Genomic DNA, 17,433 nt, shown 5'->3' on the forward strand with positions numbered 1-17,433 from the left:
GTCGACACTCGACCAATCCGACGCATCTGGAATATTGAGTTGAAGGTGCTCGGGGAGGGAGGGAGTTCAACCCTTCGCCCGTTCCTCAAAGCTGAGTGCGATAAATGCGGGTGTGTCGTCGCCCATACCTACGATAGCAGGACCGTTATCACGTGGCTGGTTGCGGCCGCGGCTGCTGCGAGGCCGTTCTTCGCGTGGCTTTTGCTCGCGCTTGGGCTTTTCTTCGGGTTTCGGCGCGTCGGCTTTTACTTCGGGCTTTGCGTCTTCTGTCTTTTGATCAGACTTGCGGCTACGTGACCGGCGTACGCGTTTTGGTTTTTCGGCGTCTTCGTTTACCTCGGGGGTAGCTGCCGGGGCAGGGGCCGCCTTGGTCGGGATATCCAGACGTGGAATTTCTTCTTTGACCAGTTCTTCGACAGCCGCGAGATTTTTTTCGTCGCGTGATACGCAGATCATGATCGCGGTGCCAGTACGCCCAGCACGGCCCGTACGTCCAATGCGGTGAACATAATCTTCGGCGTGGCTAGGCACATCGAAGTTGAATACATGGGTTACGGCCGGAATATCGAGGCCTCGCGCAGCAACATCTGATGCCACAAGGAACCGCAGCTTGTTGTCACGGAACGCTTCGAGCGTGCGTGTCCGGTGGGCCTGATCCAAGTCACCGTGAATTGGCGCAGCCTCATAACCGTATTTGTTCAGTGATTTTGCAACGATATCGACGTCCGACTTGCGATTACAGAAAATAATCGCGTTTGTGCAGCTATCGCCTTCTTCGTCGATCAGGGCCCGCAGCAGAGCACGTTTTTCGGAAGGCTCTTTACGTTTGTCGGACCCATTGAACACCACAACACCTTGTTTGATGTTCGTGTTTGTTGTCGCCGCGCGGGCCACTTCGACCTTGGCGGGGTTCGACAGGAACGTATTGGTGATCCGTTCGATTTCAGGTGCCATGGTGGCCGAAAAGAACAGTGTCTGACGCGTAAACGGCGTGCGTTTAAAAATTTCTTCGATGTCCGGGATAAACCCCATGTCGAGCATGCGGTCGGCCTCGTCCACGACCATGATTTTCACATCAGTCAGGATCAATTTGCCGCGTTCTAGGTGATCAAGCAGGCGACCAGGGGTCGCGATCAGCACGTCGACACCTTTGTCGATCAACTTGTCTTGGTCTTTGAATGATGTACCACCGATCAGCAGCGCTTTGGTCAGTTTTGTGTATTTGGCATAGGCGTCAAAGTTTTCAGCAACCTGCGCAGCAAGTTCCCGCGTCGGCGCAAGAACAAGTGACCGTGGCATACGGGCACGTGCGCGCCCGCGGCCTAGCAATGTGATCATTGGGAGTGTGAAACTTGCCGTTTTCCCTGTGCCAGTTTGGGCGATTCCAAGAACATCGCGGCCTTCAAGGGCAGGGGGGATGGCCCCAGCTTGAATAGGGGTCGGTGTTTCGTAGCCAGTTTCGGCGACAGCTTTTAGAACCTTGGCGTCAAGGTTCAAGTCTGAGAATTTCGTCATGTGCGTCCTAAGTGTGCGGGTTCGATCCGCATATGTGAAAGGACGCAATTTCCCCAGCGCCCCGGCGTCGACGACCAATATCGTCGACTGAGCGCATACCGAAAAACATGCTTAGGGTCAAGCGAAGCGCCATACCGACTACATTTGGGTAGCAGTCAATCCAGCTCTCGGGTTAGGATTCGACGATAACGGCGTTTTCCAAAATCGCCGCGTTCCATGTCTGGGGATCATGAATGGGTGTCATGTCGCCGCGAAGCGTAATACGTGCCCCTTCTTCAAGTCCCGGAATTGCGGTTTCAAGTGAAACTTGGACGCTTGCCCCGTGACTTGGGTCACCGCAAAACGGGCAAAATCCCATGTCAGAAACAAGCACCAGTTCACGTATATCAGAACCCGGAGTTAACGGCACAGCATAGCCTGTCAAAACCATACCTTCACGCCCGTTCTGGATCGCAGCAGGGAAAGTTTTGTTCACCTGATATGATGTGTCCGTTATGACCTCATCTACGGTGATCCCGCGCAAGAGGTCCCAGTCATCCGCCCAAGCACCTGTGGTGATTGTGGATAGGGCAACGGTTAGAGCAGTGGTGCTTACATTTTTCATGTTCGTCTCGTGCTTGATGCGTTGAACTGTGTACGAAGATCTTACCGGAATACCGATGAATTAAACATCTTTGTCCGTACTATGACAGCGATATTTTGCTGTGCCAACTCACTATCGCGTGCGCGCCCAAGCAGGCGCGCGCTGCGCTTATACCATCATTTCCTTAGTCGCGGTTAGTTCGACGTCTGGATAGTCGCGGCCCACGCGGTCAATGTCCCACTGTAGGCGGGTTAGAAATACCGTGTCCCCGTCGTTATCGGTCGCGATATGCTGTTTGTTTGCGTTCGCAAATTTATCAATTGCGTCTTTGCCGCCGGACACCCAGCGTGCGGACGTGAATTGCGATTGTTCAAAGCGAACTGGCAGCCCGTATTCCATCTCGATTCGACTAGCGAGGACTTCGAACTGAAGCGCGCCAACAACGCCAACGATGAAACCGGAGCCGAAGGTTGGTTTGAACACCTTTGCAGCGCCTTCTTCGGCGAATTGCATCAGCGCCTTTTCAAGGTGCTTGGCTTTCATTGGATCGCCTGCGCGACACGCCTGCAGAAGTTCGGGCGCGAATGACGGAATGCCGGATACGCGAATTTCTTCGCCTTCGGTCAATGTGTCACCAATCCGTAGCTGTCCGTGGTTCGGGATGCCGATGATATCGCCAGCCCATGCTTCCTCGGCGAGTTCACGGTCAGCGGCTAGAAACAGCACTGGGTTGCTGATCGCCATTTGCTTTTTGCTGCGTACGTGCGTCAGCTTCATGCCGCGTTGGAAGTGACCGGATGCAAGCCGTACGAACGCCACGCGGTCCCGGTGTTTTGGGTCCATGTTCGCTTGAACCTTGAACACGAATCCCGCGACCTTGGTTTCTTCGGGGGCGATGTTGCGCGGTTGCGCAGATTGAATTTGCGGTTCAGGGCCGTAGGTGGCCAATCCATCCATCAATTCCTTAACCCCGAAAGAGTTCATAGCAGACCCAAACCAGATCGGTGTCATTGATCCGTTCAGAAGCGCCTCTGGGTCAAGTGTTGGCAGTAATTCCTTGGCCATCTCGATTTCTTCGAGGAACTTTTCAAGCAAATGTGCCGGAACATGTTCGGCCAGTTTAGGGTCATCCAAGCCGCTGATTTGGATGCTTTCAGAAATCTTGTTCCGATCCGCTCGGTCCATCAGTTCGAGCTTGTCACGCAAGATATCGTAACAGCCGATGAATTCACGGCCAACGCCAATGGGCCAAGATGCAGGCGTGACATCAATCGCAAGGTTTTCTTGGATTTCGTCAATGATCTCGAATGTATCGCGGCTTTCGCGGTCCATTTTGTTGCAAAACGTCAAAATCGGCAGGTCGCGCAAACGGCAAACTTCGAACAGTTTTTGCGTTTGGCTTTCAACACCCTTGGCGCCATCAATCACCATGACAGCAGCATCGACCGCCGTCAGCGTGCGATAGGTATCTTCCGAAAAGTCAGAGTGACCGGGCGTATCAACAAGGTTGAAACGATATTTTTCGAAATCAAACGACATTGCGGATGCCGAAACCGAGATTCCGCGGTCTTTTTCCATCTGCATAAAGTCAGAACGGGTCCGTCGTGCTTCGCCTTTTGCACGCACCTGACCCGCCATTTGGATGGCACCACCATACAAAAGGAATTTTTCGGTCAAGGTTGTCTTACCAGCATCCGGATGCGAGATGATCGCAAAGGTGCGGCGGCGGGCAATTTCTGCGGGAAGTTCAGGGCGATTTGTCATGGCAGATGCTTTATGCGTTTGCTGGACAAAGGGCAATCCACAGTGCGCTTAACGATTGCTTTGGATTCGTTCGCTAAGCTGTCTGGATGTTCGATCTAAAACACATTCTATTTTGCTGCATCATGTTGCTGGCTGCCTGTGGCGGGGGCGGCGGGGAAAGCGCGGGAAGCGGGATTGACCCGCGTATCGCCCGGATCGACAGCTATGATGCATTGAATGCGCGTGTGTTGGGGGATCAAAGCATCGGGGCCATCGGTATGTCCATCACCCCAGATGGCGCGCTGCCCGCTACAGGGACTGCGGAGTTTGAGGGTTTCGCTACAATACGTGTTGAAAACCCGGACACACCTCTTGTTCTCTACGGCGATGCGAATGTCGCAATCGGATTCGATGACCACTCAGTGCATGGCGGGATGGATCGTTTCTTCGGGACAAATGCTGACGGGGCTGTCACTGATTACAGTGGTGGGATTGTCATTGATGGTGGGTCTGTCAGTGATGGGCTATCGCTTGAGTACGGCGGAACGCTTGAGGCTGCAGGCGACACTTTGACGTTAAGCGGGACGATGAACGGTGCGTTTTTTGGTGATCCGGTGTCAGCGATTGCTGCCGCCGATTATGAGCCAGAAGGCGCATATAACGGTGCTTCCATTGATGCGACGGTTATTATCGTCGGTGAAGGTTCAGGCGCACCTTAACCGGTCGACGCGCGGCGCAATAAGTTGGCGACATCAAGCTTTGGCACAAGGTTGCCTTGAATTTCATAGCCTTGGTGATTGCGTGGCGTATGATTTTGCAACGCACCGTTTTGTGCAAGGGCGCTTCGGCTTCGTTGGTCGATCAGATGAGACTCTGCTGCGATGCCTTCGGCAAAGATGATATAATGTTCGTCAAAAACAAGTTGAAAATAATCAACAAACCCACCCTTGCGGCGAATCACAGTTGTGTTGTCGATAAGGTGACGCGCTTTGATCAGGACCTCTGCGCGTCCTGCGCCAAGGTAGTCTTCGCGTTGATATACCAATAATCTATGATCGGGGCGCAACACCAAATCGTTTTCGTTGTGCAGCGCGCCTTTGGTGATGACGACAGGCGCAAAGCGACCGGTGGCGCGCAACGTGCATTGGCCAACCATTTTAATCGGCTGCCGTCCGCTGTCGCGTGTCAGTATTTGATCTCCGGCTACAAGACTTTCAATCGGGCGCATTTCACCGCTGCCCATTGTGATCAATGTACCGTGTGCAAACGATCCGCCAGCTGCTTGCGCAAACCGGGTGGTCGCGGAATGCCGTTCGATGCCGATGAGCCTGTAATCTGTCCCAAGCACAAATTCACCCAGCGGGAGGATGTAGATTGCCTTTGCAATGTCATCCGAAACCTCGACTAAAACGAGCGCTTCTTGCGTACCCCCGTCCGGGGCAATCATCGTTAGGCAAGAATCGATATGCACCAAATTATGTGCGCCATGTGCACGGCGCAGCGACTCGCCGTTATCAAGGAGTGATAAATCGGAGCTGCGTGCATGCGGATGTAGCCGGTAGATATCATCCATCACCAAGTCGTCGGCAAATGATATTGTATCACCGATGCGTACGCCTTCGGTTGCCGTAAAATCTTCGGCCATATAGATATCAACGCTAAGTGCATGGTCCGTCATGCTTTACTAGCTACACGCGTATGCCGGTGAATGGAATAGACCCGGCGCGACCGTAGTGCTAGGTCTTTGACAAATCAAATTCGGAGGACATCCCATGGATCTTGGCATCAAAGGTAAACGCGCGCTTGTCTGCGCTTCTTCAAAAGGTTTAGGGCGCGGTTGTGCCGAAGCGCTTGCCGAAGCTGGCGTCAATCTGGTGCTGAATGCACGTGGGGCAGAGGCGCTTGAGGCGACCGCCGCCGAGATTCGTAGTAAATATGACGTGTCGGTCACGACTGTTGCCGCTGACGTGTCTACCGAAGACGGGCGCGCTGCGCTTTTGGCAGCAGCGGGTGATGTTGATATCTTGGTTAATAATGCTGGTGGGCCGCCTCCGGGGGTATGGTCTGACTGGGATCGCGACGATTTTATTGCAGCATTGGATGCGAACATGCTTGCGCCAATTGCGCTGATGAAAGCGTTGATGCCGGGCATGATTGACCGTGGATGGGGGCGCGTTGTGAACATCACATCTGGATCGGTAAAAGCCCCGATTCCACAGTTGGGTTTGTCGAATTCGGCCCGCGCGGGTTTGACCGGCTATGTTGCTGGCACATCGCGTCAGGTTGCGCAGCATGGCGTTAACATCAACAACCTGCTGCCGGGCATTCATGCCACCGATCGCGCCGCGAGCCTAGATGCGGGCGTATCAAAGGCGCAAGGTATCGATATCGCTACCGCAAAGGCGCAGCGCGAGGCAACGATCCCTGCGCGCCGTTACGGTACTGCAGCCGAATTCGGCGCGGCTTGTGCGTTTTTGTGTTCGCAGCATGCTGGGTTTATTGTTGGTCAGAACCTTGTCGTCGATGGTGGCGCGATCAACGCGACGATCTGATGGCGCAGGGCTTCAGCCTAAAAGACCAACTGTTCAATACCGATACTGTTGGACGACTTGGTGATCACTTTGAAAAGGCGGGCGTCTTTGATGCCGCCCCCTTTGTGACGGATGTGATGGCGCAAATCGCCCCGCTAGAGCTGAAGGCACGCATCAATATGATGGCTGACGTATTGGCGGGGTATTTACCGGCCGATTTTAATGCGGCGTCAGACGCGATTTTAGCTGCGTTGCCACCGGCATTAGATCCAACAAAATCGGACGATGATTTCGGCCATTTTATCTATGCACCGTTAGGGGTGTATGTCGAAACACGTGGTATTGAAAACCATCACGAGCGAAGCCTCTATTTACTTGAGCAAATCACGCAGCGGTTTTCGATGGAGTTTTCAATTCGGGCGTTTTTAAACAATCATGAAGCCGCGACGCTTGAGCGGATGCAGGATTGGATTAGTCACGATAGTTATCATGTTCGGCGTTTAGTGTCCGAAGGAACAAGGCCAAAGCTGCCGTGGGGGCAGGGCATCGGGCTTACCTATGATCAGACTTTGCCGCTTTTGGATCAGCTTTACAGCGATAGCACCCGGTTTGTGACACGATCGGTGGCAAACCATTTGAATGACATTACAAAAAAAGACGGTGCTTTGGTGGTTGATCGTCTAGACGCATGGCAAGCGGCACGTGGGCAGGTAAAGTCCGAGCTTGATTGGATACGCAAACACGCGTTGCGTGGATTGATCAAGTCAGGTGACCCCGCAGCTATGGTGCATCTTGGATATTCGCCAAATGCAAAAGTGACGGTGTCTGATTTTTCTATTGTACCTAGAGTTGTGACTGTCGGCGACACTGTTGACGTTTCACTTAATATAACTGCCGAAGAGAACACGCCGTTGATCGTCGACTATGTGATCGATTTTGTAAAATCGAATGGCAAGACAGCGCCAAAGGTTTTTAAGCTCAAGCAGTTGGAAGTCAAAGCGGGGCAGACCGTATCGATCTCCAAGAAACACAAGTTCAAAGGGGATGCGACGACGTTCCGTCTTTATCCCGGTGCGCATCGCATTCACTGTCAAGTAAACGGGCGTGTTGTGCAAAGCCTTGATTTCGATCTGCGAAGCTTGCCCTAACACGCATCGCTTGTTAGGTGCGGAAAATCCAAATGTTTCAGTCAGGGATAACCCCCCTTCCATGCAAGCCCCCCGCCTAGAGATCAAAAATATTGTCAAATCATTTGGCGGCCGTCGGGTTGTTGATGATGTAAGTCTTCATGTAATGCCGGGCCAGGTGACCTGTCTTTTGGGGCCGTCTGGTTGCGGCAAATCAACGACGCTCCGCATTATCGCGGGCGTCGAAATGCAAGATACTGGCACGATCCATGTTGATGGGCAGTTAGTGTGCGACACGATTCACCGGGTGCCACCCGAAGGGCGGTCAATCGGATTAATGTTCCAAGATTTTGCTCTGTTCCCTCATTTGAGCGTGGGGCAAAATGTCGCTTTCGGTCTTAAGAAGGGCCGTGACGTTGGTGCCCGCGTGCAAGAGCTTTTGAACAAAGTGGGCATGTCGCGCTACATTGATGACTACCCGCATCAGTTGTCTGGCGGTGAGCAGCAGCGTGTCGCGTTAGCGCGCGCATTGGCACCGCGTCCCCGGATTATGTTGATGGATGAACCGTTTTCAGGTTTGGATGACCGCCTGCGCGACGATATCCGTGATGAAACGCTCGAAGTGTTAAAAGGTGAAGGTACCGCCGTTCTGCTCGTTACACATGAACCCGGAGAAGCGATGCGCATGGCTGATGAAATCGCGCTTATGCGGGACGGTGAAATTGTTCAGCAGGGTGCGCCGTATAATATCTACAACACGCCAGTAGATTTAAAGTCTGCCTCATTCTTTAGTGATATCAATGTTATAAGGGGTGAAGTTAAGGGCGCTTTGACTGAAACACCTTTCGGCCAGTTTCTTGCGCCGGGTGTGCCCGATGGTACGGCTGTTGATATTGTTATCCGCCCCCAACACTTAAAAATTGACTTTGACCGCGGTGGGCGTGGACCCAACCCAACCTCGGTTGATGGCACGGCTGCGCGCTGCGTGGTCGAACGCGCACGGTTTATTGGTGCATCGAGCCTTGTTGAGTTTCGAATGGATCATGATGGCTCTGTGCTGAAAGCGACCGTTCCATCTGTGTTTTTGCCAAAGCCGGGTACCCCCCTTTGGTTGATGATCCGGCGCGATCGATGTTTCGTGTTTCCGGTTGGGTGAACGATAGCTACATAGATAGTCGGAGTGGTTCAGGCATAGCCAATTTTACCGCGTCATTATATGTGATAAAGGCCCATCTTAAATTAAGACTGTTGGCGTGTAGAAGGGGCTTATTTGGTATGTCTAATCCGGAAATTGGGTATCAGCCCGATATTATCGAAGAGTTTCGGACCGCAAACGTTAAGGGACAGCCTACTTCACTCAATATGCACTATTTCAAGGCGAAAGGGACCGGTCCATCGCCGGTGTTTGTTTGGCTTCACTCTGGCGGTTTTCGAACTGGACGCATCTCTCATAAAACCCATCGGATGTTAGCACGCTGGTTGACAGCGGCTAATATTTCCGTGGTTTTTCCCGAGTATCGACTGAAATCACGTCCAAGAGATTTGACAGATGTATCGAGACAAGGTCTGGAGGCATTGGAGATCTATGCGCGTCCCGATTTTCCAGGTGGCTTTCGTGGTGCCGCAGCGATGGCCGCTTTGGAAGATGCTATCGCTTTCTTAGCGTGGCTCGAGAGTAAACGAGATGAGTACGCATTTTCAGGGCCGATTGTGTTGGGGGGAAGTTCAGCCGGGGCGATCACTGCATTAAACGTGGTCTATCTTGCTCCGTTGCTTGAAATGACTAAGCAAGAAGTTGGAGGCGTAATATCCTGTTCTGGCGGATACGCGTATTCGCTAACGCCACCACTGGTGACCACTCCAGTGTTTGCTCTTCATAACCCGTCAGACCCAAGAGTACCCTCTCAGCCTATCATCGATCTTGCGAGTAAAAATTCGACAATAGAATTGATGTTGTCGGACCAGAACCATCATGGTTCTTGGAGCCTATCACCAAATGAAGCACGCCATAAAGCTTTTGCGCGTATGATTGGTAAAGTACGTGAATTCAGTGGTGTGAATGCGGCATAGCCGTGTTCAGTTTTATAACAGCTAATGAGGCTTTGCCCCTGACTAGCTGGAAGTCACTTCGAACCGGCGACCAAAATGTGATTTATGTGATACGCGCTTTGCTTATTCTTGCTGCGCGTCCACCGCGTCGTTTTGTTATTTTGCCTGCGCGGCTTGGTAAATCTGTCATGATTTGGTGACGGGCTGCGGGTGTCATTTGTAACCATGATCCAATTTCGTCGATGCTCCGAAGGCAGCCAGTGCAGAGCCTGCTTTCGGGGTGAATGACGCAAATTTTAATGCAGGGGCTTTCGATTTCATTGCGTGACCAGACGCCATCAGTATCATCTGGTCCGCTCATGATGCGTTCCTTAGATTCGCGAGCCTATCCAACATGCCTTGTAGAATATATCCGGCGGCCACGTGATCAATGACCTCGCTGCGCCGTTTGCGTGATGTGTCAGCTTCCAGCAAGGCGCGTTCGGCTGCGACCGTGGATAAGCGTTCGTCCCAATAGGTGATTGGCAAATCAGTGAGGCGTTCTAAATTGCGTGCAAACGCACGTGTTGCTTGGCAGCGCGGCCCCTCTGAGCCGTCCATATTCATTGGTAACCCTAAAACGATCCCTTTGATCTGGCGCGCCGTCGTTATCTCAAGCAGCTTTTCCGCGTCGATGCCAAATTTCTTACGTTTGATGGTTTCAAGCGGCGTGGCGACGTTCTTCATCAAGTCGGATACGGCGACACCGATTGTGACAGTTCCCAAATCCAGCCCTGCTATCGCCCCGAAGTCGGGGATGGCTGCGGCGAATTCCTGAGGCGTCTCACAGATCATTCTTGTATTCCTGCTTGCTCAGCTGCGTTGCGCAGCACTTCCATCGCCGCGTCGTTCGCACCAAATACATCTTGCGCCTCAACCCAGATGCCTCGGGCTGCATCCTGGTCGCCCAATACGCTATATGCTGTGATCAGTCGCGCCCAATCTGATGGTGATCCGCCTTCGTTTGCAAGCCGCGCTAATAAGCTTGCGACCATGCCTGCAATCATGGCGTCACGATCGGCTTGTGACATGTCTTGGGCGTTTGCGATATCAGCGACAGATGGGCCGCGCACTTCGGGTAGGGTGTAATCGACACCTGCGCGGAATGCGGCGCCTTCGATTTGAGAACGCGCTGACGCGACATGAAAATTCTGCGCGTCGCCGTTTTCAGCAATGTCACGCCACAGTCGATACGCGAAATCAGGGCGGTCGGTCTGATTATATAACGCACCAAGGTAATAACGCCCTGCGATATTCTGATCGTCGCGACCTAATATTTGGCGGATGGTTGTTTCTGCTTCGGGTGAAATCAGGCCGTTGGCTGCTGCAACTTGCAAGTCAACAAGGCGTTGTAAATCATCCGTTGATGCGTTTCCTGTGATCGAAATCAGGTGCTCTTGGGCGCGTGCCGCCGCTGCGAAATTACGCAGTTCTGCTTCGTGAAAGGCAAGGCGCGACCAAACTTCAGTGTCGTTTGGTCGTGTGGGAGCGATGACACGCAATTTTGCAATTGCATCAAGGTATTCTTGGGGCACTTCAACCGGGGCAGCTACAGGGGCTTTGGATTCAAGCTCAGCTTGTGAGGGGCGGTTTGCGCGCATTTCTTGGCTGGCCGCCAGACGTGCTTTAAGAGGTAAGTCACCATATCCTGGCGCGCCGAGGCTTGCGTAAATGCCGAACGCCGACACTGCTATCAACGCGACGCAGCTATAGATAATCATCGGGCGCGACTGCGTTGATGTTTGCGCAGGGCTTTCTGACTTGCTCGCGGCGAGCAGGCGGCGTGCGACCTCTGCGCGGGCGCGTTCGGCTTCATCAGCAGGCAACACACCACGTTCAAGATCGCGTGCGATCTCAGAAAGTTGGGCCTTATATACTGCAATATCGGGGTTTTCAGTGTTGATGGAGGGCGCACGTTTCATCGGCGCGGTCAAAACACCCGCGACACCTAAGGTTAGCAGTCCGCAAATTAGCCAAAAAATCATTATATTCCACCGATAGCGTTCGGTCTGACATAGCGGCCAGTGGCCTTGCTGAAAAGGGGCTGCGGTGTACTGGCGACTGAGGCGAAATGCCCTATGTCGTAAAATGACGGTCAGACGCCGCACATAGTATCCTCTTGGTTCTGCGATGCATACAGATAGAATGTAAGCCAAGGATCTGACCAAACTAGGGAATCGATGATCGCATGAAACGTTATTCCGCCTTTGCCATCACCCGCGAAGCTATGCGCCAGCACACCGGTTGGGACCGGGCCTGGGCCAAGCGTGAACCCAAAAAGAAATACGATGTAATTATCGTTGGGGCAGGTGGCCATGGTCTGGCGACGGCCTATTACCTTGGTAAGAACTTTGGCATCACGAATGTTGCGATCTTGGAAAAGGGCTGGCTTGGTGGCGGGAATACCGGCCGGAATACAACGATTATTCGTTCCAATTACCTCCAAGACCCATCCGCCGCGATCTATGAAAAGTCCCGCAGCCTATATGAGACCATGTCGCAGGACCTGAACTATAACGTCATGTTCAGCCCGCGTGGCGTGATCATGCTGGCGCAAACCCAGCACGAAATTCGTGGCTATCAGCGGACAGCGCAGGCGAATGCGCTGCAGGGCGTGAAAACAGAATGGATCGGTCCGCAGCGCGTCAAAGAACTGTGCCCGATCATGAATATCGATGGACCGCGTTACCCTGTTCTAGGTGGCTTGTATCAGGAACGTGGCGGAACGGCCCGCCATGATGCGGTCGCGTGGGGCTATGCGCGTGCCTGTTCTGACATGGGCATGGATGTCATTCAGCAATGCGAAGTAACCGGCGTTCGCCAAGAAAACGGCAAGGTCGTTGGTGTCGATACCAGCAAGGGGCCGATTGATTGCGATAAACTGGGTATGGTCGTGGCGGGTCACGCCAGCGTACTTGCCGAGAAGGCCGGTTTCCGACTGCCTATGGAATCAGTCGCGCTTCAGGCGTTGGTGTCAGAGCCGATCAAACCCTGCATGGATGTCGTTGTGATGGCGAACACCGTCCACGGCTATATGTCCCAGTCCGACAAAGGTGAGATGGTTATTGGCGGCGGTACAGACGGTTATAACAACTACACGCAACGCGGGTCGTTCCACCACATAGAGGAAACCGTACGCGCTTTGGTCGAGACATTCCCAATGATATCGCGGCTTAAGATGCTGCGCCAGTGGGGGGGGATCGTCGATGTAACGGGTGACCGCTCGCCGATTCTTTCAAAAACGCCGGTCGATGGTATCTTTGTGAACTGCGGCTGGGGCACCGGCGGGTTCAAAGCAATCCCTGGGTCGGGCTGGGCCATGGCCGAGCTGATGGCCAAGGGACAATCACCACTGACCGACGAATTCAGCATGTTCCGCTTCCGTGAAGGCAAGTTCATTGATGAAAGCGTTGCGGCCGGGGTTGCTCATTGATGACGCATAGTCCGTCAGTCATAAAAAACGGCATTCCTATGGCATCCATAAACCACGCGGCGGGTTTTGGCTTACCTGTGGTTGCGTATTCGGCTGTGAATAGCCAAAATTTCGCGGGGAATTTCGCGTATCTTTCAATGTTCAGCGGGATCAGCAAAGTAGACGCATCACAGCAAGGAGATGCGACATGCTTGATTTTACAAAAAAACCTCGGCGCAGCCGCGGCGGTTTTTCTTTCTTCTTCGGCGTGGGCATCGCGTTTGCTGCGATGCTTGCCGTCATTTTTGCGATGGGCCAAGCCTCTGCACAGGCCGCTCCCCACGGTCCTGCGCCGATCTACCCCATCACTGTGTCTACGCTTGACGGCACGCCTGTCTCTTCAGGAGCAGGCACCTTTTAACTACTCTCATACTTCTTCCCAAGTCGTGAAAGGCGGGCGCAGCAATGCGTTCGCCTTTTGCTCGTGGGTTCTGCGTCCGACCCTAAATACCGAGGCTTCGCTATGCTAATCTTGCATTGTCCCTATTGCGGCGTTGATGCCGATGAAACTGATCTACATGCAGGCGGCCAAGCGCACCTGAAACGCGAAGGGCCGGGATCGTCGGACGAGGCATTCGAAGATTACCTGTTTATGCGCGAGAACCCAAAGGGCGTCCATTTCGAGCGCTGGCGTCATGTCTATGGCTGCGGCAAGTGGTTTCACGCAGCACGCTGCACATCAACGCTAGAGGTGTTCGGAACCTATCCGGCCCAAACCCTAGAGCCACCACAAGACATCAAAGACAAGATCTCTGGGACGCGACCCGGCTGGTCATGGGGGATTTTTAAATGAGCACCCGTCTGGCCGGAATGGGCCGTTTGATTAATAATAACAAAGCGGTATCGTTTACCTTTAACGGAAAGCACTTGCGTGGGTTTGAGGGCGATACGCTTGCGTCGGCATTGCTGGCGAATGACCAGATGCTGATGGGCCGTTCGTTTAAATATCACCGTCCGCGTGGCGTTGTGGCCTCTGGTGCCGAAGAACCAAACGCCTTGGTGAACCTTGGTGAAGGCGGGCAGTTTGAACCGAACCAGCGCGTCACCACGACAGAGCTGTTCGACGGTCTAACCGCGACCTCACAGAACCACTGGCCGAGCCTCGAGTTTGACGTCGGCGCGATCAACACTGCTTTCTCTCGGTTTTTGCCGGCTGGGTTTTACTACAAAATGTTCATGTATCCGCGTGCGTTTTGGAAACATGTCTATGAACCGATCATCCGCCAGTCCGCTGGTTTGGGCAAAGCCCCGAAAGATCGCGATAGCAGCACCTATGAACATTTCCATGCGCATGTCGATGTATTGGTCGTTGGCGGTGGTATCGCTGGGCTTGCTGCGGCGCTTGCTGCGGGTGAGCGTGGCGCTCGTGTTCTGTTGGTTGAACAGGGTGCATATTGGGGTGGCCGTGCGGTAGTTGATACGCCAAAGATCGACGATTTACCTGCAGAGGAATGGATTAACAGCACCATTCAAGCACTTGAAAGTATGTCAAATGTTGACATGCGTTTGCGCTGCATGGGGGCGGGTGTCTATGACCATGGTTATGCCTTGGCCTATGAACGTCTTACAGATCACACGCCAGAGGTCGAAGGTCCACGCCACCGTTTGTGGCGCATTCGCGCAAAGCAAATTGTGACAGCAACTGGCGCGATTGAACGTCCACTATCGTTCGCGGGCAATGACATACCCGGCGTGACCTTGGCTGCTGCCGTGCGCGACTATGTTGTGAACTATGGCGTGTCGCTCGGCGACCGTACTGTGGTTGTGACGAATAACGACGACGCCTACCGGACGGCGATTGTGCTTAAGCGAGCGGGGCTAGATATCCCAGCGATCATCGACGCCCGCGCTGAGGCGGAAGGCCCGTTGATTGATGAGGCGCGCAACCTTGGTATCCGCGTTGAGCTTGGCAAAGGCATTGCCAAAGTCAAAGGCGGCAAACGCGTGAAATCGGTTGGTCTTTGTGCCCAAGCTGGTGAAGGCGCGATCCTTGAGGAAATCGAATGTGATTGCGTCGCGATGTCGGGTGGTTGGTCGCCTGTCGTGCACCTTTGGTCACATTGCGGCGGTAAACTCGTGTGGGATGCAGGTCAGGTTATGTTCCGGCCCGACCATGAAAAGCCGCCAACAGGTGCTGATGGGCAGCCATTTGTGAACACTGCCGGTATCGCGAACGGCCACCTATTCACGGCCGAGGCGGTTGCCGATGGCTGGGCAGCTGGTCGCGCAGCGGCCAAGGCGGCAGGTCACGCAAAACGTGGTGGCCAAGCCCCGATGGGCGAAGATATCGAGGAAGGTCCGATTTCTGCTGTTTGGCTGATGCCGCAGGGTGCTAAACACGCGTTACGATCTAAGGCGTGGTTGGATTTCCAGAACGACGTTAAGGTTTCCGATGTTCAGCTTGCTGCGCAAGAAGGTTTTGAAAGTGTCGAGCATGCAAAGCGCTATACCACGCTGGGCATGGCCACGGATCAGGGCAAGCTAAGCAACATCAACGGTCTGGCGATCCTGTCGAAATCGTTGAATGCGGATATCCCCAATGTGGGGACGACGACGTTCCGTCCGCCTTATACGCCGATCTCTATGGGGGCGATTACAGGTGCTGCGCGCGACGAGCTGTTCCAGCCAATCCGGAAAACCCCTGTTTCTGACTGGGCCAATGCAAACGGCGCAGATAATGAACCCGTCGGCCAATGGCGCAGGCCCTATACCTATCTGCGTGGCGAAGAAACGGTGCATGACGCCGTGAACCGTGAGGTGCGCAATGCCCGTGAAAACGTTGGGCTATTGGATGCGTCAACGCTTGGTAAGCTGATCGTCAAAGGCCCAGATGCGGGCAAATTCCTTGATCTGATGTACACCAACATGATGTCCACGTTGCCTGTCGGTAAATGCCGGTATGGTCTGATGTGTTCTGAAAACGGGTTCTTGATGGATGACGGTGTCGTTGTTCGGATGGATGACAACACGTGGCTATGTCACACGACGACCGGCGGCGCCGAACGCATTCACGCCCATATGGAAGACTGGCTGCAGTGCGAATGGTGGGACATGCAGGTCTATGTGGCCAATGTGACCGAACAATACGCTCAGATCGCGGTCGTCGGTCCCAAGGCGCGCAAGCTCTTGCGTAAACTGGGTGGCGATATGGATCTGTCGGCTGAGGCGCTGCCATTCATGCAGTGGAAGGCCGGAAAAATCGGCGCATTTGACGCGCGTGTTTTCCGGATCAGTTTCTCGGGTGAATTATCTTACGAGGTCGCTGTGCCTGCCGGGCAGGGTGCTGCGTTCTGGGACGCACTGTTTAAGGCAGGAGAAGAGTTCGGCGTGATGCCTTACGGTACCGAAGCGCTGCACATTATGCGTGCTGAAAAAGGCTTTATCATGATCGGGGATGAGACTGACGGGACCGTGATCCCGCAGGATTTGAACCTAAATTGGGCGCTATCCAAAAAGAAAGAAGACTACATTGGCAAGCGTGCACACACACGCAGCCATATGGCTGATCCAAATCGGTGGAAACTGGTAGGCTTGGAAACTGTCGATGGGTCTGTCTTGCCTGATGGCGCTTATGCGATTGCCGAAGGCGACAACGAAAACGGCCAACGCAATACACAAGGCCGCGTAACATCGACCTATTATTCACCAACCCTAAATAAGGGGATCGCTATGGGGCTTGTCCATAATGGCCCTGATCGCATGGGCGAGGTGATTGAATTCAACAAGGTTGACGGCACAACCATAGCCGCAAAAATCGTCGATCCGGTGTTCTACGATAAAGAAGGGGAAAAGCAGAATGTCTAATGCAGTCAGCGCATTGAATGGCAAAGTTGCCCCAGGCGAGGTCACAATCCGCGAGGCGGGCCTGCGTGGCATGATCACGCTGCGCGGCGATCTGTCCGACAGCAAACTGAAATCTGTCTGCACCGGACTTTCTGGTGTCGATTTACCTATGCCCGGCCACGCGAACTGCGTTGGTGAAAAGGGGCTTTGCTGGATGTCACCCGATGAAATGCTGGTCCTCGTGCCATATGCCGAAGTCGACGCCGCGTTGGAATTGATCGCAAAGAACCTGAAAAAGAAACACCATCTGGCAGAAAACGTGTCTGATGCGCGTGCGCTGATCTTTGTTGAAGGAGAATATTCACGCGACATGATAGCAAAATTGGCCCCTGTCGACTTGCATCCAGACGTGTTTCAACCCGGCAGTTTTCGACGCACGCATCTCGGCCAAGTGGCCGCTGCCTTTTGGATGCGGGACGTCGACACGTTTGAGGTCATTTGCTTTCGATCCGTTGCGGATTATGCATTCAATCTGCTTGAGACCTCTGCAAAGGCGGGGGCCGTGGGGCACTTTAATGCAAGGTAAATCAG

Annotated in this window: 17 protein-coding genes; 10 read left to right on the plus strand and 7 right to left on the minus strand. The window is 53.6% G+C overall.

Annotated features, from left to right (window positions below; genetic code table 11):
• Positions 1 to 66: 66 nt before the first annotated feature.
• The 3 genes from CLV80_RS00615 to CLV80_RS00625 form a co-directional block, all read right to left on the minus strand.
• Positions 67 to 1,515, minus strand: coding sequence for a DEAD/DEAH box helicase (locus tag CLV80_RS00615; RefSeq protein WP_106353678.1), 1,449 nt, complete (start codon positions 1,513 to 1,515; stop codon positions 67 to 69).
• A gap of 172 nt (positions 1,516 to 1,687) precedes the next feature.
• Positions 1,688 to 2,119 carry a hypothetical protein gene (locus CLV80_RS00620; protein WP_106353681.1) on the minus strand — a complete coding sequence of 144 codons (432 nt, stop codon included), beginning with the start codon at positions 2,117 to 2,119 and terminating at the stop codon, positions 1,688 to 1,690.
• A 147-nt stretch (positions 2,120 to 2,266) separates the two neighbouring features.
• On the minus strand, positions 2,267 to 3,862 hold the full coding sequence (locus CLV80_RS00625) for a peptide chain release factor 3 (protein WP_106353683.1): 1,596 nt from the start codon (positions 3,860 to 3,862) through the stop codon (positions 2,267 to 2,269).
• An 86-nt stretch (positions 3,863 to 3,948) separates the two neighbouring features.
• Here CLV80_RS00625 and CLV80_RS00630 point away from each other — a divergent pair, with 86 nt between their 5' ends.
• Entirely contained in the window at positions 3,949 to 4,560 is a 612-nt protein-coding gene (locus CLV80_RS00630) for a hypothetical protein (RefSeq protein ID WP_106353686.1), read from the plus strand.
• Here the strand turns inward: CLV80_RS00630 and CLV80_RS00635 are convergent.
• Positions 4,557 to 5,519 (minus strand): Hint domain-containing protein, encoded by a 963-nt coding sequence (locus CLV80_RS00635; RefSeq protein WP_106353688.1) that lies wholly within the window; start codon positions 5,517 to 5,519, stop codon positions 4,557 to 4,559. The genes CLV80_RS00630 and CLV80_RS00635 overlap by 4 nt on opposite strands.
• Positions 5,520 to 5,613: 94 nt before the next feature.
• Between CLV80_RS00635 and CLV80_RS00640 the strand changes: the two genes are divergently transcribed.
• The 4 genes from CLV80_RS00640 (at position 5,614) to CLV80_RS00655 (ending at position 9,569) form a co-directional block, all read left to right on the plus strand.
• Positions 5,614 to 6,393: an SDR family oxidoreductase gene (locus CLV80_RS00640; RefSeq protein WP_106353690.1), complete on the plus strand. Its 780-nt coding sequence runs from the start codon at positions 5,614 to 5,616 to the stop codon at positions 6,391 to 6,393.
• Positions 6,393 to 7,520: a YhaZ family DNA alkylation repair protein gene (locus CLV80_RS00645; protein WP_106353692.1), complete on the plus strand. Its 1,128-nt coding sequence runs from the start codon at positions 6,393 to 6,395 to the stop codon at positions 7,518 to 7,520. The genes CLV80_RS00640 and CLV80_RS00645 overlap by 1 nt, the downstream gene beginning before the upstream one ends.
• Positions 7,521 to 7,581: 61 nt before the next feature.
• Positions 7,582 to 8,655, plus strand: a complete 1,074-nt coding sequence (locus CLV80_RS00650; protein WP_106353695.1) for an ABC transporter ATP-binding protein — start codon at positions 7,582 to 7,584, stop codon at positions 8,653 to 8,655.
• A 119-nt stretch (positions 8,656 to 8,774) separates the two neighbouring features.
• Positions 8,775 to 9,569: an alpha/beta hydrolase gene (locus tag CLV80_RS00655; protein ID WP_106353697.1), complete on the plus strand. Its 795-nt coding sequence runs from the start codon at positions 8,775 to 8,777 to the stop codon at positions 9,567 to 9,569.
• Between the two features lie 82 nt (positions 9,570 to 9,651).
• On the opposite strand, the gene CLV80_RS00660 is transcribed toward CLV80_RS00655, so the two are convergent.
• The 3 genes from CLV80_RS00660 to ccmI are packed head-to-tail and all read right to left on the minus strand — an operon-like array spanning position 9,652 to position 11,572.
• On the minus strand, positions 9,652 to 9,909 hold the full coding sequence (locus tag CLV80_RS00660) for a DUF1289 domain-containing protein (RefSeq protein WP_106353699.1): 258 nt from the start codon (positions 9,907 to 9,909) through the stop codon (positions 9,652 to 9,654).
• A complete protein-coding gene (ruvX, locus tag CLV80_RS00665; RefSeq protein ID WP_106353701.1) occupies positions 9,906 to 10,382 on the minus strand; it encodes a Holliday junction resolvase RuvX in 477 nt (158 codons plus the stop codon). Before ruvX ends, CLV80_RS00660 begins: the two co-directional genes overlap by 4 nt.
• Positions 10,379 to 11,572: a c-type cytochrome biogenesis protein CcmI gene (gene ccmI / locus CLV80_RS00670; RefSeq protein ID WP_106353703.1), complete on the minus strand. Its 1,194-nt coding sequence runs from the start codon at positions 11,570 to 11,572 to the stop codon at positions 10,379 to 10,381. The genes ruvX and ccmI overlap by 4 nt, the downstream gene beginning before the upstream one ends.
• Before the next feature lie 203 nt (positions 11,573 to 11,775).
• Here ccmI and CLV80_RS00675 point away from each other — a divergent pair, with 203 nt between their 5' ends.
• The 5 genes from CLV80_RS00675 to CLV80_RS00695 all read left to right on the plus strand — a co-directional run bounded on the left by CLV80_RS00675 (position 11,776) and on the right by CLV80_RS00695 (position 17,428).
• Entirely contained in the window at positions 11,776 to 13,020 is a 1,245-nt protein-coding gene (locus tag CLV80_RS00675) for a sarcosine oxidase subunit beta family protein (RefSeq protein ID WP_106353705.1), read from the plus strand.
• 187 nt (positions 13,021 to 13,207) lie between these two features.
• On the plus strand, positions 13,208 to 13,420 hold the full coding sequence (locus CLV80_RS00680) for a hypothetical protein (protein ID WP_106353707.1): 213 nt from the start codon (positions 13,208 to 13,210) through the stop codon (positions 13,418 to 13,420).
• A 102-nt stretch (positions 13,421 to 13,522) separates the two neighbouring features.
• Positions 13,523 to 13,852 carry a sarcosine oxidase subunit delta gene (locus CLV80_RS00685; protein ID WP_106353709.1) on the plus strand — a complete coding sequence of 110 codons (330 nt, stop codon included), beginning with the start codon at positions 13,523 to 13,525 and terminating at the stop codon, positions 13,850 to 13,852.
• A complete protein-coding gene (locus CLV80_RS00690) occupies positions 13,849 to 16,863 on the plus strand; it encodes a sarcosine oxidase subunit alpha family protein (RefSeq protein ID WP_106353712.1) in 3,015 nt (1,004 codons plus the stop codon). The genes CLV80_RS00685 and CLV80_RS00690 overlap by 4 nt, the downstream gene beginning before the upstream one ends.
• Positions 16,856 to 17,428, plus strand: coding sequence for a sarcosine oxidase subunit gamma (locus tag CLV80_RS00695; RefSeq protein ID WP_106353714.1), 573 nt, complete (start codon positions 16,856 to 16,858; stop codon positions 17,426 to 17,428). Before CLV80_RS00690 ends, CLV80_RS00695 begins: the two co-directional genes overlap by 8 nt.
• The last annotated feature ends 5 nt before the right edge of the window (positions 17,429 to 17,433 follow it).

Source organism: Yoonia maritima (genome assembly GCF_003003285.1).
Classification (GTDB): Bacteria; Pseudomonadota; Alphaproteobacteria; order Rhodobacterales; family Rhodobacteraceae; genus Yoonia; species Yoonia maritima.

What these genes read in the sequence shown, in the direction of transcription:
- CLV80_RS00615 (WP_106353678.1), bottom strand. Translation starts at nt 1,515, where the DNA reads ATGACGAAATTCTCAGACTTGAACCTTGACGCCAAGGTTCTAAAAGCT.
- CLV80_RS00620 (WP_106353681.1), bottom strand. Translation starts at nt 2,119, where the DNA reads ATGAAAAATGTAAGCACCACTGCTCTAACCGTTGCCCTATCCACAATC.
- CLV80_RS00625 (WP_106353683.1), bottom strand. Translation starts at nt 3,862, where the DNA reads ATGACAAATCGCCCTGAACTTCCCGCAGAAATTGCCCGCCGCCGCACC.
- CLV80_RS00630 (WP_106353686.1), top strand. Translation starts at nt 3,949, where the DNA reads ATGTTCGATCTAAAACACATTCTATTTTGCTGCATCATGTTGCTGGCT.
- CLV80_RS00635 (WP_106353688.1), bottom strand. Translation starts at nt 5,519, where the DNA reads ATGACGGACCATGCACTTAGCGTTGATATCTATATGGCCGAAGATTTT.
- CLV80_RS00640 (WP_106353690.1), top strand. Translation starts at nt 5,614, where the DNA reads ATGGATCTTGGCATCAAAGGTAAACGCGCGCTTGTCTGCGCTTCTTCA.
- CLV80_RS00645 (WP_106353692.1), top strand. Translation starts at nt 6,393, where the DNA reads ATGGCGCAGGGCTTCAGCCTAAAAGACCAACTGTTCAATACCGATACT.
- CLV80_RS00650 (WP_106353695.1), top strand. Translation starts at nt 7,582, where the DNA reads ATGCAAGCCCCCCGCCTAGAGATCAAAAATATTGTCAAATCATTTGGC.
- CLV80_RS00655 (WP_106353697.1), top strand. Translation starts at nt 8,775, where the DNA reads ATGTCTAATCCGGAAATTGGGTATCAGCCCGATATTATCGAAGAGTTT.
- CLV80_RS00660 (WP_106353699.1), bottom strand. Translation starts at nt 9,909, where the DNA reads ATGAGCGGACCAGATGATACTGATGGCGTCTGGTCACGCAATGAAATC.
- ruvX (WP_106353701.1), bottom strand. Translation starts at nt 10,382, where the DNA reads ATGATCTGTGAGACGCCTCAGGAATTCGCCGCAGCCATCCCCGACTTC.
- ccmI (WP_106353703.1), bottom strand. Translation starts at nt 11,572, where the DNA reads ATGATTTTTTGGCTAATTTGCGGACTGCTAACCTTAGGTGTCGCGGGT.
- CLV80_RS00675 (WP_106353705.1), top strand. Translation starts at nt 11,776, where the DNA reads ATGAAACGTTATTCCGCCTTTGCCATCACCCGCGAAGCTATGCGCCAG.
- CLV80_RS00680 (WP_106353707.1), top strand. Translation starts at nt 13,208, where the DNA reads ATGCTTGATTTTACAAAAAAACCTCGGCGCAGCCGCGGCGGTTTTTCT.
- CLV80_RS00685 (WP_106353709.1), top strand. Translation starts at nt 13,523, where the DNA reads ATGCTAATCTTGCATTGTCCCTATTGCGGCGTTGATGCCGATGAAACT.
- CLV80_RS00690 (WP_106353712.1), top strand. Translation starts at nt 13,849, where the DNA reads ATGAGCACCCGTCTGGCCGGAATGGGCCGTTTGATTAATAATAACAAA.
- CLV80_RS00695 (WP_106353714.1), top strand. Translation starts at nt 16,856, where the DNA reads ATGTCTAATGCAGTCAGCGCATTGAATGGCAAAGTTGCCCCAGGCGAG.